16 protein-coding genes are annotated in these 17,976 nt (G+C 73.6%); 7 read left to right on the top strand and 9 right to left on the bottom strand.

Annotated features, from left to right (window positions below):
• Positions 1 to 226 precede the first annotated feature (226 nt).
• From OG875_RS01025 to OG875_RS01015, 3 genes are all read right to left on the bottom strand, one after another.
• Positions 227 to 1,819 (bottom strand): FAD-dependent oxidoreductase, encoded by a 1,593-nt coding sequence (locus OG875_RS01025; RefSeq protein WP_330172289.1) that lies wholly within the window; start codon positions 1,817 to 1,819, stop codon positions 227 to 229.
• A 315-nt stretch (positions 1,820 to 2,134) separates the two neighbouring features.
• Positions 2,135 to 3,337 (bottom strand): lycopene cyclase family protein, encoded by a 1,203-nt coding sequence (locus OG875_RS01020; protein ID WP_330172288.1) that lies wholly within the window; start codon positions 3,335 to 3,337, stop codon positions 2,135 to 2,137.
• A 328-nt stretch (positions 3,338 to 3,665) separates the two neighbouring features.
• Complete coding sequence (locus OG875_RS01015) at positions 3,666 to 5,321, bottom strand: hypothetical protein (protein ID WP_330172287.1); 1,656 nt, start codon at positions 5,319 to 5,321, stop codon at positions 3,666 to 3,668.
• Positions 5,322 to 5,646: 325 nt separating this feature from the next.
• On the opposite strand from OG875_RS01015, the gene OG875_RS01010 reads away from it, so the two are divergent.
• The 4 genes from OG875_RS01010 to OG875_RS00995 all read left to right on the top strand — a co-directional run bounded on the left by OG875_RS01010 (position 5,647) and on the right by OG875_RS00995 (position 10,338).
• Complete coding sequence (locus OG875_RS01010; protein WP_330172286.1) at positions 5,647 to 6,063, top strand: hypothetical protein; 417 nt, start codon at positions 5,647 to 5,649, stop codon at positions 6,061 to 6,063.
• Positions 6,064 to 6,259: 196 nt separating this feature from the next.
• Positions 6,260 to 8,581, top strand: coding sequence for an APC family permease (locus OG875_RS01005; RefSeq protein WP_443079037.1), 2,322 nt, complete (start codon positions 6,260 to 6,262; stop codon positions 8,579 to 8,581).
• Positions 8,582 to 8,702: 121 nt separating this feature from the next.
• Complete coding sequence (locus OG875_RS01000; RefSeq protein ID WP_330172285.1) at positions 8,703 to 9,485, top strand: DUF899 family protein; 783 nt, start codon at positions 8,703 to 8,705, stop codon at positions 9,483 to 9,485.
• Between the two features lie 73 nt (positions 9,486 to 9,558).
• Positions 9,559 to 10,338, top strand: coding sequence for a class I SAM-dependent methyltransferase (locus OG875_RS00995; protein WP_330172284.1), 780 nt, complete (start codon positions 9,559 to 9,561; stop codon positions 10,336 to 10,338).
• Here OG875_RS00995 and OG875_RS00990 read toward each other — a convergent pair.
• The 4 genes from OG875_RS00990 to OG875_RS00975 form a co-directional block, all read right to left on the bottom strand.
• Positions 10,335 to 10,826, bottom strand: a complete 492-nt coding sequence (locus tag OG875_RS00990) for an NUDIX hydrolase (protein WP_330172283.1) — start codon at positions 10,824 to 10,826, stop codon at positions 10,335 to 10,337. The genes OG875_RS00995 and OG875_RS00990 overlap by 4 nt on opposite strands.
• 323 nt (positions 10,827 to 11,149) lie before the next feature.
• Entirely contained in the window at positions 11,150 to 11,815 is a 666-nt protein-coding gene (locus tag OG875_RS00985) for an SDR family NAD(P)-dependent oxidoreductase (protein WP_330172282.1), read from the bottom strand.
• Between the two features lie 39 nt (positions 11,816 to 11,854).
• On the bottom strand, positions 11,855 to 12,232 hold the full coding sequence (locus OG875_RS00980) for a DUF2255 family protein (RefSeq protein ID WP_330172281.1): 378 nt from the start codon (positions 12,230 to 12,232) through the stop codon (positions 11,855 to 11,857).
• Positions 12,233 to 12,476: 244 nt separating this feature from the next.
• Entirely contained in the window at positions 12,477 to 12,932 is a 456-nt protein-coding gene (locus OG875_RS00975; RefSeq protein ID WP_330172280.1) for a MarR family winged helix-turn-helix transcriptional regulator, read from the bottom strand.
• A 170-nt stretch (positions 12,933 to 13,102) separates the two neighbouring features.
• Here OG875_RS00975 and OG875_RS00970 point away from each other — a divergent pair, with 170 nt between their 5' ends.
• On the top strand, positions 13,103 to 14,560 hold the full coding sequence (locus OG875_RS00970; RefSeq protein ID WP_330172279.1) for an MFS transporter: 1,458 nt from the start codon (positions 13,103 to 13,105) through the stop codon (positions 14,558 to 14,560).
• Positions 14,561 to 14,735: 175 nt separating this feature from the next.
• Here OG875_RS00970 and OG875_RS00965 read toward each other — a convergent pair whose 3' ends face one another.
• Positions 14,736 to 15,509 (bottom strand): YoaK family protein, encoded by a 774-nt coding sequence (locus tag OG875_RS00965; protein ID WP_330172278.1) that lies wholly within the window; start codon positions 15,507 to 15,509, stop codon positions 14,736 to 14,738.
• Positions 15,510 to 15,761: 252 nt separating this feature from the next.
• Here OG875_RS00965 and OG875_RS30935 point away from each other — a divergent pair, with 252 nt between their 5' ends.
• On the top strand, positions 15,762 to 15,899 hold the full coding sequence (locus OG875_RS30935) for a putative leader peptide (protein ID WP_443079036.1): 138 nt from the start codon (positions 15,762 to 15,764) through the stop codon (positions 15,897 to 15,899).
• Positions 15,900 to 16,200: 301 nt separating this feature from the next.
• Positions 16,201 to 17,274: an LLM class flavin-dependent oxidoreductase gene (locus OG875_RS00960; RefSeq protein ID WP_330172277.1), complete on the top strand. Its 1,074-nt coding sequence runs from the start codon at positions 16,201 to 16,203 to the stop codon at positions 17,272 to 17,274.
• Positions 17,275 to 17,332: 58 nt separating this feature from the next.
• Here the strand turns inward: OG875_RS00960 and OG875_RS00955 are convergent, their stop codons facing one another.
• A complete protein-coding gene (locus OG875_RS00955) occupies positions 17,333 to 17,893 on the bottom strand; it encodes a hypothetical protein (RefSeq protein ID WP_330172276.1) in 561 nt (186 codons plus the stop codon).
• Between the last annotated feature and the right edge of the window lie 83 nt (positions 17,894 to 17,976).

Here is a 17,976-nt window from a genome sequence, read left to right as displayed (position 1 = left end):
ACGCGGGGCGAGGGGGCGAGGCCGGTGCCGTGTTGGTGGCGTGCGGTGCGGCGGTCGATTCCGCTCGCTTCCCGCGCCGGTCAGTGCCGGGCCAGTCGCGCCAGTGCGCGCAGTGCCGCCGACCGTCCACGGTCGGGTGCGGTCCTTCGTGGGGCGAGGGGGCGAGGCCGGTGCCGTGTCGGTGGCGTGCGGTGCGGCGGTCGATTCCGCTCGCTTCCCGCGCCGGTCAGTGCCGGGCCAGTCGCGCCAGTGCGCGCAGTGCCGCCGACCGTCCACGGTCGGGCACGGTCCACAGCGTCTGGCCCCGTACGCCCCAGCGCTCCAGCAATGTGTTCGCGGCCAGGAACCCCGTGGTCGCCGCCCGCTCCATCAGTGCCACCGGCAGGTCCGTCCGGATCAGGTCACCCGCCACCACCACGGCCGGGTCCGGCGTACGGACGGTGGGACGGTCGCCGTAACCGCCCACCGGGAACAGCGGACAGTCCGACCGCCACTCGTGCCGCGCGTCCACGATCCCCGCGTCCCGGGTCTCCGGATACACCCGGTGCAACTGCTCCACCAGCAGCCGCTGCCGGTGGTCCCGGTCGGTGCCGGGGGCGACGGCGTACGCGTGCAGCTCCACCACCGAGCCGCCGTTCTTCGCCGCCCACCGCGCCGCCTCGCCCTCCCAGCGCTCCAGCACGCTCACATTGTCCAGCCCGCCGTAACCGCTCGTCCCGAGGAAGCCCGGCCGTTCGGCGGAGACCGGCCGGTCCAGCCACAGCCGCGACACCAGGAACGGCGGCGCGTCGCGCAGCCGACCGATCCGCGCCCGCCACCGCTCGTCGCACAACCGGGGTGAATCGGCGACCACATGACGCAGCCCGCCGCCGTCCAGGGCGAGGACGGCCGCGTCGTAGCGCCGGGGCCGCCCGCCCGCCGTCACGGTCACCCCGCCACCGGGCGCGGGCGCCACCTCGTCCACCGCCGTACCCGTCCGCAGTGCGGCCCCGTGCCGGGTGAGATACCGGCCCAGGGGCTCCCACAGCGCGGCGGGAAAGGGCTCGTCCGGTACGTCGAAGAGCAGGCCCTCGCTCGATCCCAGGAAGTAGATGTGGAACATCAACACCAGTTCGGCGGCGGAGAGTTCGGCCGGATCGCAGAAGAAGCTGCGGGAGAACACCTCGAACGCCAGATGCCGGGCCGCCTCCGGGAAGCGGATCGCGGCCAGGAAGTCCTCGGCACTGACGCGGTCCAGTTCCTCGTACACCCCGGGCACCCGCACGTCGAGCAGCGGCAGCGCCGCCCGCGGGTCCATCCGCGCCAGGTCCCGCCAGCCGAAGGTGGGGCTGCGCGCGACGAATCCCAGGGCGCTCCACGGCGGGGTCCGCGGGACCCGCGCGAAACTGTCGTACAGGTCCGAACCGCCGTGGCGCAGCGGGTAGTCGGGGAGCCCGACGAGCGCCCCGAGGCCGGGATCGGCCCGCCGGAGCAATTCCCGCAGGTTGTAGTACTGCCGGAAGAAGGCGTGGAAGCCCCGGCTCATCGTGGCCGCCGAGCCGTCGGCCAGGGTGACCGGCCAGCCGGTCAGCCGCCCGCCCAGACCCTGCTCGCGCTCGAACAGCGTCACCGCCGCCCCGCGCTCCGCCAGTGCCGTCGCGGCGGCGAGCCCCGCGATGCCGCCTCCGACGACCGCGACGTCCGGCACCTCACCGCCGCCGAACCGGGCGCGTCCCGGCGCCGCCCGGATCACCCGGGCCCGCCGGTCCCGGCCCCGGCGCGGCTCGGCTCGCACCGGGCCGGCGTGCACGGTGTCGTGCGTGGCGTCCCGAACGGTCATCGCGCGCCCCCGTTCTCCGCCTGCCGCCGCCTCGGCGGGGGACACGGGAGAGACGCGCGCCGGCCGGGGCCGACGGCGAACGGCCGGTCGTACGCGGGTGCGGCGGGGGCTGACCCGGGCGGGAGCCCCGGGTCGGGCGGGAGAGTCATCGGTCAGCCGTCTCCTTCTGGTGTCACCGTTCGTGCGGGTCGGGTCGGTCCGGTCCGGTCGGTCCCGTCGGTCCGGGTCGTGGTTTCTTCGGTCGTGGTGCTCGTGCTGCTCGTGGTGCCGGTGGTGTCGGTCCGGTGGCCCGCGCGGCGTGTCCGCTCCCCGCCGTCAGGTCCCGCCGGGCGGGCGCCGTCGCAGCCACGGCAGTTCGGCGACGGTGCGCAGCATCGGCCGGACCGGGGTGCGCAGGCCGATCAGCACGTCCTCGTACGGCCGGGTGTCCCCGTCCAGGAACCGCAACAGCCGCTCCGTCGGCACCCGCCGGAACAGCCCCTCGAAGAACGCGGCCCCGTCGACCCGCCCGCTGTCCAGCCCCCGCAGCAGCACCGCGTCCATCGCCGTGGCCCGCGCCCCGTACGCGGGCGGCGGCGCGGGCACCCGTCCGGCGTGGTACGCGGCGGCGACGGCCCGCGTCTGGCGCTGCACGGCGGCGAAGGTGTAGCCGGTGGAGGGGCGGGTGGCGCCGCCCGCGGTGCCGATACGGAACACCGAACGGCCCGCGCGGCGTGCGAACCGGCCGTCGGTCATCGGAATCACGCCCTGCTCGGAGGCGGTCACCTCAAAGTCGCCCAGCCCGAGGACCCGCCCGGTGTAGTTCCGCAACGCCCGCTCGTACCCCGCGTCGTTCAGCACCTCGCGGGAGAACTCGGTGTACTCCACCAGCGCCTCGCGCGCGCCCGTCGGCAGGACGTAACCGAACGACAGCCCGCGCGGCGGCTGCGGGGTGCGGAAGTCCATCAGATCGGCGGTCCCGGGATCGAACACCGGCCGCTCCGTACGGACGAACCAGCCGCGGAAGTGCTGGAGGAGCGTCGTGCGCGCGGGCGGCAGAACACGCGGCGGACGCGAGTCGAACACCCAGCGGCCCCGCAGCGTCAGCGGGCTCCCGTCGGCGCGCACGCCCGTCACCTCGGCCCCGGCATCACCCGGAAGGTCCCTGATCGTGTCGACCCGGGCCGCCACCCGGGCGGGCGCGCCGGTCCCGTCGAGCCGTTCGGCCACCAGCGCCTCGAAGGAGCCCGACCGCAGCATCTTGTACCGGAAGGGACCGGGCCGCCCGACCGTCTCCGTGCCGTCCCGCCCCCGGACCCGCAGCGACGCCCACGAGGCGCCGAGCGCCCCGTCGTAGTCTCCGGGCCCGCTCTCCCAGAAGCACCAGGTGCGCTCGGGCGGTCGCAGCGGGCCGGGGGGAGCGTCGATCAGCGTCACCCGGGGAAGGGGCCGGCCGGGCGGAGGCGTACACAGCCGGTACGCGAGGGAGAGACCGGACGCGCCCGCGCCGACGACGATCACGTCCGCGTCTCGCTCCACCGCTCCTCGCCTCCGCCCGCCGGCCGTCGAACGGCCGTCCGTCGTGCCGTAGGGCACCGGCCGTTCCTCAGCATTCGGCGGGAGGGGCCCGCCCGGATGCAGACGGCACGCGGAACTTTCCCGGAGCGGACGGGGCCGGGCCCGCCCGGTGCGGGCGGCGGCACGGGAGGTTGACGGTGCCCCGGGGCAGACCTGTCGGCCCCGGGGCACCGGGTGTCGTGGGCGCCGGCCGGTCGTCCGTGGGGGGTGCCGGGGCTCACGACGGATCAAGGGGCGCCCGGCCGGCCGTGGTCGCCCGGCCGGCCGTGGTCGGCCGGGCGGCCGTCGGTCAGGTGATCGGCTTGGTCTGGGTGCAGTTGGTCCATTCGACCCAGGGGCGCGCGCCGCCGTTCTTGGGTCCGGTGGCGTAGGAGGGGTCGCCGGTGATGGTCTGGTTCTTCTCCTCGTGCGTGATGTCGATGCCGAAGAGTTTGAAGCCCATGGTGACCTGGCCGGCGGAGATGCCGAAGCCGATGCCGAGGGAGGCGTTCCACCAGTCGGTGTTGGCGTTGTAGTCGAGGCGGGAGAGTTTGGCCTTGTCGTGGAGGAGGCGTTCGAGGGGGCCCGCGTCGCTGCCGGGGGCTTCGGCGGCGTCGGAGGGGCTGGGCAGGACGTCGCCGGCGGGGAAGTCGCCCCGGCCGCGCAGCCAGTCCTCGACGAGCTTGCTGTCCGGGTCGTTGTCCAGGACCAGCTCCGCCGACTCGGTGTGGATCTGCGACTGGATGGTGCCGCCACCGCCGCCGACGTCGATGGTCACGGGCGTTCCGGCGACGTTGGCACCCGCGCCGACCTGGACCCCGGCGCCCGCGCCGTTCTCCTCACTCGTCGTGATGACCAGCTTCTCGGGGCGGTGCTCCTTGCCGTCCTCTTCTTCCTGGTCGTACGTCGCCGCGTCGTAGGTGACGGCGACCTGCTGCATGCGGGTGGCCTTGCCCTGGGCGATCTCGCCGCCCTTGGCGTCGACGCTGAAGGTGTAGATGAAGGTGATCTTCCCGGCGTCGGGGCCGGTGTTGGCGCGCATGACGACGACGTCCTCGGTCATCGCCCCGGAGCCGAACTCGCCCGAGATGTTGCCGAGGTCGGTCGGCTTGCCGTCCTTGTCCTTGCCGCCCTTGCCCTTGGTGAAGCCCTTGCCGAAGCTGACGCTGCCCGACTTCTCGGTGCTGGTCTTCGTGATGTCGACGTCCGGGGCCTTCTCCGGCGGCAGATCGGGCTTCTTCTTGTTGGCGTCGTAGCTGCAGATCATGCCGAGCTCGGCGGACCGCGCCCCGGGCGGGCGCGAGTTGCACTTGCCCTGGGCCTTCAGATACTCGGTGAACTGCTTCGCGTCCTCAAGATTCAGCTCCAGGTCCTTCTGCGGGTCACCGGTCTTGTTGCCGTTGAACAGCCACTGACCGCCGCTGCCGCTGCCCTTCATGTAACTGCCGCTCAGCGACGCGCTGCCGCCCCAGTCCTTCAGCCCCGGGATACCGGCGGAGATGCTGGCCGTGACACCGCCCCCGGACTCGGTCACGCGCTCCAGCGTGACCGTGCCGTCGGACCACTGCTGGAGCTTGATCTGCTCGGAGCTGCTGATCTTGATGAACAGGATCTGGACGACCACGGTCTCTTTGGTCTGGTCCTGGGAGAGCAGGCACTTCGCGGGCTGGAAGGGATCGCCCGGCGGCGGGGGAGGCAGCGGCCCGTCGCCGTCCCCGCCGTCCCCGTCCTCACCGTCACCGTTGCCCGAGTCGCACCCCTCGCCGCCGTCACCCGCGTTGACGATCCGGCACACCGCGTCGTCAAGAGCCACGGCCGTGTCCTCGGGGACGGTCAGCGCCACGATCGCGCCGACGATCGCGGCCACCACACCGATCATCGCGACGTACTCGACACCGCCCTGACCCGTCTCACCACGGCCGCGACCGCGACCGTGCGCTCCGTGACGGTGGTACGTCCCGTTCATCCGAGCTCCTCGCCCAAGCCGTGACATGTTCACTCCCGATCGGACTGGAGAGCGTAGGGACGGCCCCGGGCCCATGCGCAGGGTCCGGGGGCCCACTCATGGGCCCACCGGTCGGCGAAACCCCCGACCGGGCGGCGTCATGCGCCGAAACGGGCGCCGGAAGGGTCCGGGCGGGCGCCGGGGCAGCGATTCGGCACCCGACGACGGGGCGGCTTCACCGCTCGCGGCGTCGCGCGAGGGGGAGCGGTACCGTGGAAGCCGGAGGGCTTCGCGCCACCTGACGGGCGGCGGGGGCCCCGGCGATGTCGCAGGTGAAGAGGTGCGTATGGACGCGGATCGCGCCGCGCGAGTGACCGACGAACTGCGTGCTCGCGGTGTCATGGCGCACACGGTGCACGCGGGTGTCTACGAGTTCGGGATCCGGGTCGTCCTCGACGGCGCCATCGAGGCGCTGTGGGACCTCGACGGGGCGGCCGGACTCGACGCGGAGATCGTCAACGAGGGCGCCCTGATCGGCTTCGTCCCGCATGTGCCGGGCTCGGAGGAGTTCACCGAGGAACAACTCGTGAACTGCATCGCCGGCACGGACTACGCCCTCGACACCCTCCAGCGCCCCGCCGACCGCACCACCGGGCAGGCCTCCGGGGACACCGGCGCCGCTCCCGCCGGGCCGCCGCGCGCGGCCCCGTCCGACCGCCGGCGGCAGCGAAGGGCCCACTGGCTCCGGCGCGGCAACCGGTGAGCCCCGTACTCCGGCTCACGGACGGCCCGGCCCCGTCCCGGTCGAGCGGGGACCGCGTGCCGGGCGTGTACGGGGCCGAGGTCCCCGACCGCGTGACGGATGCCTGACACCGACGCCGTCCGGAACGCGCCGACGCCGTCGGAACGCACCGGCGTCACTCCCACCGACGAGGACGGCATTCCGCCACACTTGCCGCATGTCGGGCACTCACGGTAAGAAGACGAACGCCAACCGCACACGGAGCGCGGCCGTCCCGGGCAGCACCCCCCTCCGGGCCCTCGACGCCCAGCAACTGCGCGTGCTCGGCAGCGTCGGACGCGAATGGCGGCGGGTGTCGGCCGAACCGGAGGTGTGGCGCGAGGCGCTGCCGGTCGACCCGGACCTGGGCGCCCTGCCGACCCCGGCACAGATCACCCCCGCCCGCTTCGGCCGGGTCGTCCCGGTGTCCCCGTTCGGCCCGACCACGTCACGCGGGGCCGCGCCCCCGACCCGTACCCCCGCACCCCCCGCCCCGCCCGGCGAAGGCCCCACGTCCCCCGTGCCCGCCCCCCTCCGGCCGTCCGGAGCGGGGGGCCGCGTACGACGGGTCCTGCTGGGTCCCGCACTGGCCAACACCGCCATCGCGCGCGAGCGGATGCGCAAGATCGTCGCCCTGCCCGTCCTGTCCGCCGACGCGCTGTCCTCCGTCGCGTACGGGCCCGAGGCCATGCTCGCCGTCCTCGTCCTCGCGGGCTCGGCCGGACTCGGCTACTCGATCCCCGTCGCGGCCACCATCGCGTTCCTGATGCTGGCCATCGGCGTCTCGTACCGCCAGACCATCCGCGCCTATCCGCACGGCGGCGGCTCCTACATCGTGGCGACCGACAACCTCGGGCGCGTGCCGGGACTCATCGCCGCCGCCGGACTGATGACCGACTACATCCTGACGGTCGCCGTCTCCATCGCGGCCGGGGTCGCCGCGATCACCTCGGCCGTCCCGTCGCTCGACTCCTCCGCCGTGCTGCTCGGCGTCGCCGCCATCGCCGTCCTCCTCGCCTGCAACCTGCGCGGGATCCGGCAGGCCGGCGCCATCTTCGCCGCGCCGACCTACGCCTTCGTGATCGCGATGCTGGCCCTGATCGCCGCCGGTCTCTCCGACGCGGCCGGCCGGGACTTCCACCGGGTGCCGCCCCCGCCCGTCGACAGCACCGAAGCGCTCGGCGTGCTCCTCGTGATGCGGGCCTTCGCCTCCGGCGCCACGGCGATGACCGGCATCGAGGCGATCTCCAACGCGGTCCCGGCGTTCAAACCCGTCGAGTGGCGCAACGCCCGCACCACGCTCACCTGGATGATCGGGCTCCTGGTCGTCCTGTTCGCCGGCATCGTCGCCCTCGTCCATCTCCTCGGCATCCTCCCGAGGTCCGGCGAGACGGTCCTCTCCCAACTCGCCCACCACAACTACGGGTCGGGCCCGATGTACGTCTTCACCCAGGCGGCCACCGCCGCCGTCCTGCTCCTCGCGGCGAACACCGCCTTCAACGACTTCCCGCGCGTCCTGTCCCTGCTGGCCCGCGACGACCACGCGCCGCGCCTCTTCGCGCGGATGGGTGACCGGCTCGCCTTCAGCAACGGCATCATCCTGCTCTCGGTCGCGGCGGGCCTGGTGTACGTCGCGTTCGACGGCCGCACCGCGTCCCTCATTCCGCTGTACGCGGTCGGTGTCTTCCTCGCTTTCACCCTGTCGCAGAGCGGAATGGTGGTCCACTGGTGGCGGCTGAGGGACCGGCACTGGCGCAAGAGCCTGCTGTTCAACGCCGTCGGCGCGGTGCTGTCCGCCGTCGTCCTCGTCACCGCGGGCATCACCAAGTTCACCGAGGGCGCCTGGGTCGCGCTGGTGGCGGTCGTGCTGTTCCTGTACGTCACGACACACATCCGCCGTCATTACGACACCGTCGCCGCCGCGCTGCGCCTCCAGCGGCACTCGATCGAACTCCCGCGCCGCGCGATCGCGCCGCGCGTCGAGGTACCGCCCCGGAGCGTGGAGAGTTCGCGGGACCCGGACCACCCGAGGAACCCGGAGGCGTTCGCCCGCACCGGGAAGGCGGGGGAGCGGGAGGAGGCGGAGGAGGTGCCCGAGGAGATCCGGCACCTCACCCTCGTACTGATCGAGACACTCGACCGCGCCGGAATGCGCGCCCTCGCGTACGCCGCCTCGCTCCAGCAGCCCGTCCTCGTCGTCCACGTCAGCACCGCCGCCCACGAGGCCGAACGGTTCCGGGACCAGTGGCGGCTGTGGGGCGACCACCTGCCGCTCCAGGAACTGCTCTCCCCCTACCGCGCCGTCATCGCGCCCCTCGTCAACTACATCGAGGCACTGCACCACCAGCGGCCCGACCTCACGCTCACCGTGATCCTCCCGGAGATCGTGATGTGCCAGCGGCGCTACAGCGCCCTGCACAGCCGGACCGCCCGACGGCTGCGGCGGGCACTGCGGCCCCTGCGCAAGGTCGTGGTCACGACGGTGCCGTTCCACGTCTGAGCGTCTCGCGCGCCGATGAGTTCCGGACGTCCCGCGAGTCTCCTCCCACGGGTGGCGCACGACCCCGTACGACGCCGCCCGTCACACCGCCCGGTACCGCGACGCACCACGGAGGACACCCATGACGACCACCCCCGGCCCCGCGACCGACGACCTGCCCGGAAAGCCGCCCGTCGTCGACCCGGCCACCTGGCAGGCGGCCCGCGACGAGCTGCTGGTCCGCGAGAAGGCCCACACCCACGAGGGCGACGCGATCGCCGCGGCCCGCCGCCGGCTGCCGATGACCGAGATCGACGGCACCGTCGAGGTCGTCGGCCCCGACGGCCCGGTCCCCTTCCTGGACCTGTTCCAGGGACGCGACGAACTCGTCGTCTACCAGCACATGTGGTGGGACGGGGCGCCGCACCAGGGGCAGTGCGAGGGCTGTACGACCGCCGCCTGGCATCTGAAGGACGCCGTCTACCTCCACGCGCGCGGCGTGTCGTTCGCCGTCCTGACCCCGGGCCGGTGGGAGGAGGTGGCGTCCTTCGTCGCGTTCATGGGCTACACCCAGCCCTGGTACTCGGTGCGCGACACGCCCGCCCCGGTCGGCGGCGAGATGGGTCACCTCACCTCCTTCCTGCGCGACGGCGACCGGGTGTTCCTCACCTACTCCACGACGGGCCGCGGCAACGAGGTGGTCAACGCGTCCATCGGCCTGCTCGACATGACGCCCTACGGCCGCGGCGAGGCATGGGAGGACAAGCCCGAGGGCTGGCCCGAGGGTCACGCCGCCTGCTGGTCCTGGCGCTCGGACGCCGACGGGAACGCCACCTGGGGGCCGGCCAGCCGTCCGGTGCCGCAGTGGTCGCGCCCCGGCGCGACCCCCGTGGAGACGCTGGGGCGGCAGGGACACCACCACTGACGCGCCCCACGCGGGCCGTTGCCCGGGGCACGCCCTCGTCCCGGGTGATCGGCCCGGCTAATATGTTCTCGTGATGAACAAAAGGGGTGCGGACGGCAGCGCGGGAGACGCGGACCACGGCACGATCGGTGACGGCTACGCCCGCCACCGCCGCCCGGACGCGCGCATCGCCGCACGCGTCACCGAGGCGCTCGGACCGGCGAGGACGGTCGTCAACGTCGGCGCAGGCGCCGGTTCGTACGAGCCGACCGGCTTGGACGTCACAGCCGTCGAACCCTCGTCCGCCATGCGCGCGCAGCGGCCCCCGCACCCGCGCCCCGCCGTCGACGCGGTCGCGGAGGCCCTGCCGTTCGCGGACGACACCTTCGACGCGGCGATGACCACCTTCAGCGTCCACCAGTGGCGCGACCCCGAGGCGGGCCTGCGTGAGCTGCGCCGCGTGGCACGCGGCCCGGTGGTGGTGCTGACCTGCGACCCCGGCCGGGTACGGGAGTTCTGGCTGTACGACTACGCGCCCGGCGTCCTCGACACCGAGGCCGGACGCTACCCGCCGATCGAGACCGTCACCCGCACACTCGGCGGCCGGGTCTCCGTCCGTCCGGTACCGGTCCCGGCGGACTGCACGGACGGCTTCAACGAGGCGTACTACGCCCGCCCCGAACGCCTGCTCGACCCCGACGCCCGCCAGGCGTGCTCGTCCTGGAGTTTCCTCACCCCCGGGGAACGCGACCGCTGCACCGCCGCGCTCGACCGCGACCTGGCCTCGGGCGCCTGGGACCGCCGCCACGGTTCCCTGCGCCGACAGCCCTTCCTGCTCGGCTCGTTGACCCTGATCAGGGCGGTCCCCTCCTAGGGTCCGGCGTCCGGGGACGGGCAGCGGGCCAGATACGCGTCGAGTGCCTGTACGCCGCCGGGGAGCGGCTCCCGCCCGTCCCACCAGTGGATCGCCGTCGTCTCGTCGTTCGCCCGGAACACACGCGGGGCCGTGGTGCGGGCGGTGAACACCGCGCCGTACTCGCGCCGTTGGTCCGGGGCGAGCAGGAAACAGGCGTAGCCCCCGAACGTCACGGGGCCGTCGGGCCGTTGACCGCTCTCCTCCAGAAGCTCGCGCACGGCCGCCCGGCGGGGCGTCTCGCCGGGCTCGATCATCCCGCCGGGCAGTTCCCAGGCCCCGCGGTGCCGGTCGTGGACCATCAGCACCCGGTCGCCGTGCCGGAGCACCACCAGCGCCAGCGGCATCGGCGCGTCGGTGGGCGGCGACGCCTCCGGGCCGCCGCGGAAGGACAGCAGGGAGTTGCCGCGTCCGTCGACGGCCAGGGGTACGTGCGGTGCCGGGGGCATGCTCCAGGTGTACCCGGTCCCGGGGCGTTCCGGGCGCCGGCGCCCGGAACGCGGACAGGGCGCCGTGGCCGACCGGGGACGAGGGCGCCGACTCCGGCGGCAGCGCGCGGAAGGCGCCGCACCGGGGGACTCCCGGCGCCCGAAGTCCCTTCCCGCGTGGGTGAGTTGGCGGGTCCGCGCGGATTCCCGGCCGCCGCGCGCCCCCCGCACCCGCCGGCCGTCACCACCCGCCGACCCGTACTCGCCAACCACCGGCCGTCGACTACCGGCCGTCGACTACCGGCCGTCGACCGCCGGCCGCCGACCGTCGACTATCGGCCGGTTCAGGCGTCCAGCGGCTCGGCGTAGTGCCGGAACTCCCCGCGGTCCCGGTGCATCCCCCACAGCGTGTCCGCGAGCACCGCCGGGTCCTTGCGGGGATGACCGGGGGTGATCGCGCCGGGGACGATCAGCTGGGCCGCGTGGATGTCCTCGCCCGCGAGCGCGTCGTGCAGCATCCGCGCGTAGGCGCTCTCGGCGGCGAACGCGATCGACGTCCCGGCGCGCTCGGGATGCGGCTCGACGGCCGTACCGCCGTTGACGAACAGCACCGTGCCGCGCCCGAGCGAGCGCATACCGGGCAGGACCTGGCGGACGGCGGCCATCGGGCCCACGACGGAGAACGCGAACGGGCCCGCCACATCGGCCGGGCCGGTCTCCAGGACCGGCTTCATGTAGTCCGGGTGGGGGAGCGGGCTGTACTGGAGCACCTCGACCGGCCCGAGCGCGGACGCCGCCGCGTCCAGGGCGGCGGCGAGAGCGGCCGGGTCGGTGACGTCGGCGGCGAAGCCGCGCGCGTTCACCCCCTCGGCGCCGAGGTCGGCGGCGAGGGCGTCGACGTGCGCCCCGGTCCGGGAGAGCAGGGCGACGTCGAAGCCCTCACGGCCGAAGCACCGCGCCACGGCGCCGCCCAGCCCCTTGCCCGCTCCGACGATGGCGATGGTGGTCATACGGGGTCCTTGTCATCAGGGAGGGGCACGGCCCCCGGCTCAGCGGGGGACGAGCTTGAGGGTCGCGGCACGCGCGGTGTCGGCCACCATGGGGCCCACGTACTCCTCGCTGTACGTGCCGTACTTGCCGCGGTACGCGGCGTCCAGCCGGTCGTTCAGGGCCGGGTCGTCCTGCTCGACGAACATGACGTCCTTGTCGACGCCGCCGGCGCTGATGTGCCCCGCGTGCCGGGCCGTCGCGGCGCGGTACCAGACGCCGTTCCGGCCGTTGAAGGCGCGTACGAGGAGATCGTCGCCGTCGCGGACCACCCACACGGTCGTCGGCTGCCGGGTGGTGTCGTCACTCTTCAGGGGCGCGACCTCCAGCTCGTCGGCGCGTCCGATCATGTTCAGTTCGTCCTTGGTCCAGGTGGCCATGGCGGTCTCCTTGTCGGCGGAGCCGGCGTACGGACCCGCCGGCGTACTCCCTTCCACCCTGGCGACCCCGGCGCGCCGCCCGCACCTCGGCGACACCCGGCGACGGCCGGAGGGACCGCGCCGCGAGGCCGGGCCGGGAACGGTCTCCCACACCGGGACGCCTGCCCGGGGCACCGTCGGCGACCGGGCCCCGCCGCCTCGGCGCATGTACGCCATTCGAGTGAGGCCGGGGGCGCCGGTGTGCTCAGAGCCGGGGCCAGGGCCGCCCGGCGAGCCGCTCGATGTCGGAGTTGAAGCGCCTGAGACAGGCGGCGAACGCCGCGATCTCCTCCTCGGGCCAGTCGGCCATGACCCGGTCCAGGGACCGCACGATGCCCTCCCGCTCCTCGTCGAGCACCCGCGCGCCCTCGTCCGTGATGCGGAACTTGCGCGCCATGCCGCCCTCGGGGTCGGCCATGCGCTCCACGAACCCCGCGCGCAGCACCGCCGCCGTCTGCCGGTTGAGGGTCGAGGCGTCGAGTCCGAAGGCGTCGCTGAGTTCGCCGATCGACATCGGCCCCTGCAAGCGGATACGGCTGAGCAGGATGTACGCGCTGCGCTCCAGGACACCGTCCTTGCGCCGTCCGCCCTTCTGGTTCAGGAACGAGTAGCGGCTGAGCAGCATCTGCTCGTACTCGACCTCGTGCGTGGCCCCGACCATGCCAGTGTCGCCTCCTGCCCTCTGTCGCCGGGCCATTCTTCCACCCGGTCCGGACGGCCCGGACACCGTCGTTTCACGATTATGCAGCATGCACGTAAAGTGCTGGATGCATGTGATGTGTATCGTGCACATGCTTGTTCCGGATCCGACAGCCCCAGGAGCCCACTTTCATGGACGCCCCTCCACCCACCTCCCGCTCCGGCGGCGTGGTCGCGACGCTGGCGCTCGCCGGCACCACGGCCGCGATCATGCAGACGCTGGTCACGCCCCTCCTCGCCGACCTGCCCCGGATTCTCCACACCACGGCGTCGAACTCCACGTGGGTGATCACGACGACGCTCCTGGTGGCGGCCGTCTGCGTACCGGTCGTCGGACGGCTGGGTGACCTGGTCGGCAAGCGCCGGATGCTGCTCGTCTGCTCGGTGCCGCTGATCGCGGGCTCCGTGGTGTGCGCCCTCTCGTCCTCCGTACTCCCGATGATCGTCGGGCGCGGGCTCCAGGGCATGGGCATGGGCATGGTGCCGCTGGGCATCGCCCTGCTGCGGGACGTCGTCCCCACGGAGAAGCTCAGCTCGTCCATCGCGCTCGTCAGCGCCTCCATGGGCATCGGCGGCGGTCTCGGCCTGCCGATCGCCGCCGCCGTCGCCCAGTACGCGAACTGGCGGGTGCTCTTCTGGGGCTCCGCCGTCCTGGCCACGGTCATCGCCCTGCTGATCTGGTACCTGATCCCGGACGTGCCGGCCGGTGCCAAGGGGCAGCGGTTCGACCTGGTCGGCGCGCTCGGACTCGGCGCCGGACTGGTCAGTCTGCTGCTCGCCATCTCCAAGGGCGCCGACTGGGGCTGGAGTTCGGGCACCACCCTCGGCCTGTTCGCCGCCGCCGTCGTACTCCTGACCGGCTGGGGCTTCTGGGAGCTGCGCACCACCGACCCGCTGGTCGACCTGCGCACCACGGCCCGCCCCCGGGTCCTGCTCACCAACCTCGCGTCGGTCTTCGTCGGTTTCGCGATGTACGGGAGCATGCTCGTGATCCCGCAGCTGCTCCAGTACCCGGAGGCCACCGGTTACGGCCTGGGCCAGTCGATGCTCGCGGCCGGTCTGTGGATGGCCCCCGGCGGGATCATGATGATGATCGTCTCCCCGCTGGGCGGCAGGCTGACCAACGCGTACGGCCCGAAGCTCACCCTTCTCGGCGGAGTCCTCGTCATCGCCGCGGGGTACGGGCTCGCCCTCCTGCTGATGGGCTCCGCGTGGGGAATCATGCTGGCGATCATGGTGATCAACAGTGGTGTGGGACTCGCGTACGGCTCGATGCCCGCGCTCATCATGAGTTCCGTACCGGTCTCCGAGACCGCCGCCGCGAACAGCTTCAACGCACTGATGCGCTCGCTCGGCACGTCCGTCGGAGCCGCCGCGATCGGGGTGGTCCTCTCGCAGATGACGATCGAGCTCGGCGGCTTCAGCCTCACCTCCGAGAGCGGCTTCCGCACGGGCCTGATGATCGGCGGCGGCGTCGCCCTGGTCTCCGCCGCGATCGCGGCGGTCATCCCGGCGGTGCGCACCGCCACCGGCGGTCCGGCGAGGACGCACACGCCCGCCGGAGCGGAGAAGTCGGCGGTCCGCGCCTGACGGCGCGAACGGGCCGGTGCCCGGTCCCGGGGTGCCGGGCGGTGCCCCGGGCGGCGGTTCTCCGGACAGCTCCCCCGGATTGTCACGTACGAGACGGGCCGGGGGACCGCCCACCGGGCCGACCGGGCCGCGCCACGAGCCCCGGGTCGCCCTCGCCCACGGGAACACCGCCCGGTCACCCCGGCGGCACCCGCCCGCGCCCGCCCCACCGGAACCCGCGCCCGCCCCACCGCGGTCCGCGCCCGCCCTTCGGGCCGAGCCGGCCGGGGCGGACGGCCACGCACGCCAGCGCCGCCGACGCCCAGAGCAGCGGTACGACCATCGCCCAGGGCGCCGAGGCCGCGTGCGCCAGCGCCGCCCCGGCCGCGCCCGCCGCGAGCGCGATCAGCCGGGCCAGAGCACCCAGATCCCCGCGACGGACGCCCCGCGGGCCCGCGACCCCGGCGACCAGCCGGGTGAGGGTGCCGGTGAAGTACGTCCCCGGGCCGCCGGCCGCCCCCGCGGCGGCCAGCGCGGCGGACTGCGTCCCCATGGCGGCGGCGACCGCGACCAGCACCACGTCCCGCCACGGCCGCTCCGGCGACCCGCCGGCCAGACCCCACCCCACGGCGACGGCGGCCAGCAGCACCACCTCGGCGGCGAGCCGGCGCACGACCGCGCGCGGCCAGCGCGTCTCCGGCTCCTCCGGCCGCCGCCGGACGAACGGCGCCACGGCCGCGACGCCCACCACATAGCCCGCCAGCGCCAGCAGCGGCGCGGCCGGGCCGCCCTCGTCGCCGGTCCCCGTCAACGACAGCCCCAGCAGCACCAGATTGCCGGTCATCACCCCGGCGAAGACCTGTCCCAGTGCCGTGAACGCCAGTACGTCCACCGCGCCCGACGCCCCCGCGAACAGGATCAGGGCGGCCCACTGGGCACGCCCCGGACGTACCGGTTCCGTCGCCGACACCCCGTCACCGCCTCCGTGTCCACGTGTCCGACGAGGCCACCAATACGGCGCGGGCGAGTGCCCCTGGGTACGCCGAGCCGTTCCCGTCCCGGCGCTCACCCGTCCGGCGCACACCCCGGCGGGACGGTGTCCGGCGGGACGGTGTTGGACGGGAGGCACGAGGAATCCGGCGGACCGGTCACCGGGAATCGGCAATACTCCCGCAATGCCCCCGCGAGGGTGCCGCAACAACTCCGCAACACAGTGCGGGCGATGACGATCCCGGAAAGTCCCGGCCCCATTGCCAGGGTTCTTTCCGTCGCCTACCGTTGCCTCGTGCATTCAGGTACGAGGCTCGTGACGCGCATTCACGTCGACCTTCTGCGGTCGGCCAGCGCCCTGTGTCCGTGAATCCTCACTGACGCGCCGTCATATTCCTTGCGCGCGCACCGATTCCTTTCGCCGCAGCCGGTCGGACCACGGTCGGCACCACGGGGGACACCCACGAGGGAATTCCTGTCCGGGCTTCTCGTGTCGTCATGCAATTTCCCTCGTTCTTCCCTTCTCCTCCCTTCCTTCTTCCTTCCTCCGGAAAGCGGCCCCGGAATCGTCCGATTCGGTGTCGCCGACCGGTACGCCCGCGTCCGAGTGGAGCCGAGCGGATCCCAGCGGATCGGCCGGCGCCCGACAGCGAATCGGAGTCGTGACAGACATGAGCGACGAATATCTCTGGTACATCCCCAACACGGTCGAGCCCGGCCATCGCGGTGACGACACGACCGACGGATGGGGCACCCTCGGCTTCTCCACCGAGATCGCCCGCGCGGCGGAGGACCACGGCTGGGGCGGGGCCCTCATCGGCACGGGGTGGGGCCGGCCGGACACCTTCACCGTCGCCACCGCCCTCGCGGCCCGCACGACGACGTTCAAGCCGCTGGTGGCGATCCGGCCCGGTTACTGGCAGCCGGCCCACTTCGCGAGCTCCGCCGCCACCCTCGACCGGCTCAGCGGCGGGCGCCTGCTCGTCAACATCGTCAGCGGACTCGACAACCCGGCGGCGTACGGCGACGGGGAGAGCGACCCGGCCCGACGCTACGACCGCACCCGGGAGTTCCTCCAGCTCGTCCGCCGGCTCTGGACCGAGGAGTCGGTCACCCACCGGGGCGAGTTCTTCACCGTCGAGGACTCGACGGTGAACCCGCGCCCCCACGGCGCCGAACACGGTCGCACCCCGAGGCTCTACTTCGGCGGCGCCTCGGCGGCGGCGGAGGCCGTCGCGGCCACCGAGGCCGACGTCCAGCTGTTCTGGGGCGAACCGCTCGACGGCGTGGCCGAACGCGTCGGCCGCCTGAAGGAGTTGAGCGAGTCCCTGGGCCGCGCCCACGCCCCGCTGGAGTTCGGGCTGCGGGTGACGACACTGGTCCGCGACACGACCGAGGAGGCGTGGCGCGACGCGGAGGCCAAGGTGGCCCAGCTGGCCGGCACACCCGACACGACCCTGGGCGCCGGACGGCGCCAGGCCGTCGGGCAGCGGCGGCTGCACGACCTCGCGGAGCGCGGCGAGGTGCTGGACTCCTGCCTCTACACCGCCCCCGGCCGGGTGGGCGGGGGCGGGGCCGGAACCACCTGGCTGGTCGGCTCGCCGGACGACGTGGCCGCCGCGCTGCGCGCGTACCGCGCGCTCGGCATCACCCACTTCGTTCTCTCCGACACCCCCTATCTGCCCGAGGTCGCCCGCATCGGTGATCAACTGCTGGGCCGCCTGCGGGAACCCGCCCCGGTCTGAGCGGGCGCCTGACGGGCCGAAGCACCGAACAGGCGCCCGCCGAAGGCCGGCCGGCGACTCAGCTGACCATGATCGGACCCGCGGTGGCGGTGCACTTGGTCTGGTCGGCGGCCACGGCCGCGCAGCCCGCGCCCGGGGTGGCCGTGTAGCCGGCCGGGGTGAAGATGATGACGTTGCTGTTCAGACCCCAGGCCCCCGGAGGCACATTGACCCGGCCCACGGTCTCGGCGATGGTGCCGGTGATGTCGTACGTACTGCCCGGGTAGTAGGCGATGTCGCTGCCCCACACGTACGAGTGGCTGACCCCGTACATGCGCACGACGACGCCGCAGACCACGACGGAACGCCAGGAGAGCTGGTGGGGCTCGGTGGGGGCGTGTCCGATGCCGGTGGGCATCGTGACCTCGCAGGTGTAGACCCCGCCGTCGTTGTTGTTGGTGAAGCTGACGAACGCGCTGCCCGAGTCCCTGGTCGCGGGTGGGGCCGCGAGGGTGGAGGCGGCGCGCTCGGCCGGCCCGGCGGCGTGCGCCGGACCGGAGGTGAAGGCGAGGGACAGCGCGGCGATACCGAAGGCCGCTGCGGCTGAGGCGATTGTGCGGTGGAGCGAGTGGGGGGACACGGACGTACCGACCCTTCGTGGACACGACATCGGACAGACGGAATTCCGGTGCTTCCGGCCGCCCACCCGGCGTGGGCGGCCAG

This window comes from Streptomyces sp. NBC_01498 (assembly GCF_036327775.1).
Taxonomy (GTDB): Bacteria; Actinomycetota; Actinomycetes; order Streptomycetales; family Streptomycetaceae; genus Streptomyces.
This window is presented reverse-complemented; position numbering and strand designations above follow the sequence as displayed.

Bases quoted from the DNA above. Each gene is read 5' to 3' on its own strand.
- OG875_RS00975 (WP_330172280.1), bottom strand. From the start codon at position 12,932: ATGGTCGGGGCCACGCACGAGGTCGAGTACGAGCAGATGCTGCTCAGC.
- OG875_RS00990 (WP_330172283.1), bottom strand. From the start codon at position 10,826: ATGCCCCCGGCACCGCACGTACCCCTGGCCGTCGACGGACGCGGCAAC.
- OG875_RS01000 (WP_330172285.1), top strand. From the start codon at position 8,703: ATGACGACCACCCCCGGCCCCGCGACCGACGACCTGCCCGGAAAGCCG.
- OG875_RS00995 (WP_330172284.1), top strand. From the start codon at position 9,559: ATGAACAAAAGGGGTGCGGACGGCAGCGCGGGAGACGCGGACCACGGC.
- OG875_RS00960 (WP_330172277.1), top strand. From the start codon at position 16,201: ATGAGCGACGAATATCTCTGGTACATCCCCAACACGGTCGAGCCCGGC.
- OG875_RS01015 (WP_330172287.1), bottom strand. From the start codon at position 5,321: ATGAACGGGACGTACCACCGTCACGGAGCGCACGGTCGCGGTCGCGGC.
- OG875_RS00970 (WP_330172279.1), top strand. From the start codon at position 13,103: ATGGACGCCCCTCCACCCACCTCCCGCTCCGGCGGCGTGGTCGCGACG.
- OG875_RS01025 (WP_330172289.1), bottom strand. From the start codon at position 1,819: ATGACCGTTCGGGACGCCACGCACGACACCGTGCACGCCGGCCCGGTG.
- OG875_RS30935 (WP_443079036.1), top strand. From the start codon at position 15,762: ATGACGATCCCGGAAAGTCCCGGCCCCATTGCCAGGGTTCTTTCCGTC.
- OG875_RS01005 (WP_443079037.1), top strand. From the start codon at position 6,260: ATGTCGGGCACTCACGGTAAGAAGACGAACGCCAACCGCACACGGAGC.
- OG875_RS00980 (WP_330172281.1), bottom strand. From the start codon at position 12,232: ATGGCCACCTGGACCAAGGACGAACTGAACATGATCGGACGCGCCGAC.
- OG875_RS00985 (WP_330172282.1), bottom strand. From the start codon at position 11,815: ATGACCACCATCGCCATCGTCGGAGCGGGCAAGGGGCTGGGCGGCGCC.
- OG875_RS01010 (WP_330172286.1), top strand. From the start codon at position 5,647: ATGGACGCGGATCGCGCCGCGCGAGTGACCGACGAACTGCGTGCTCGC.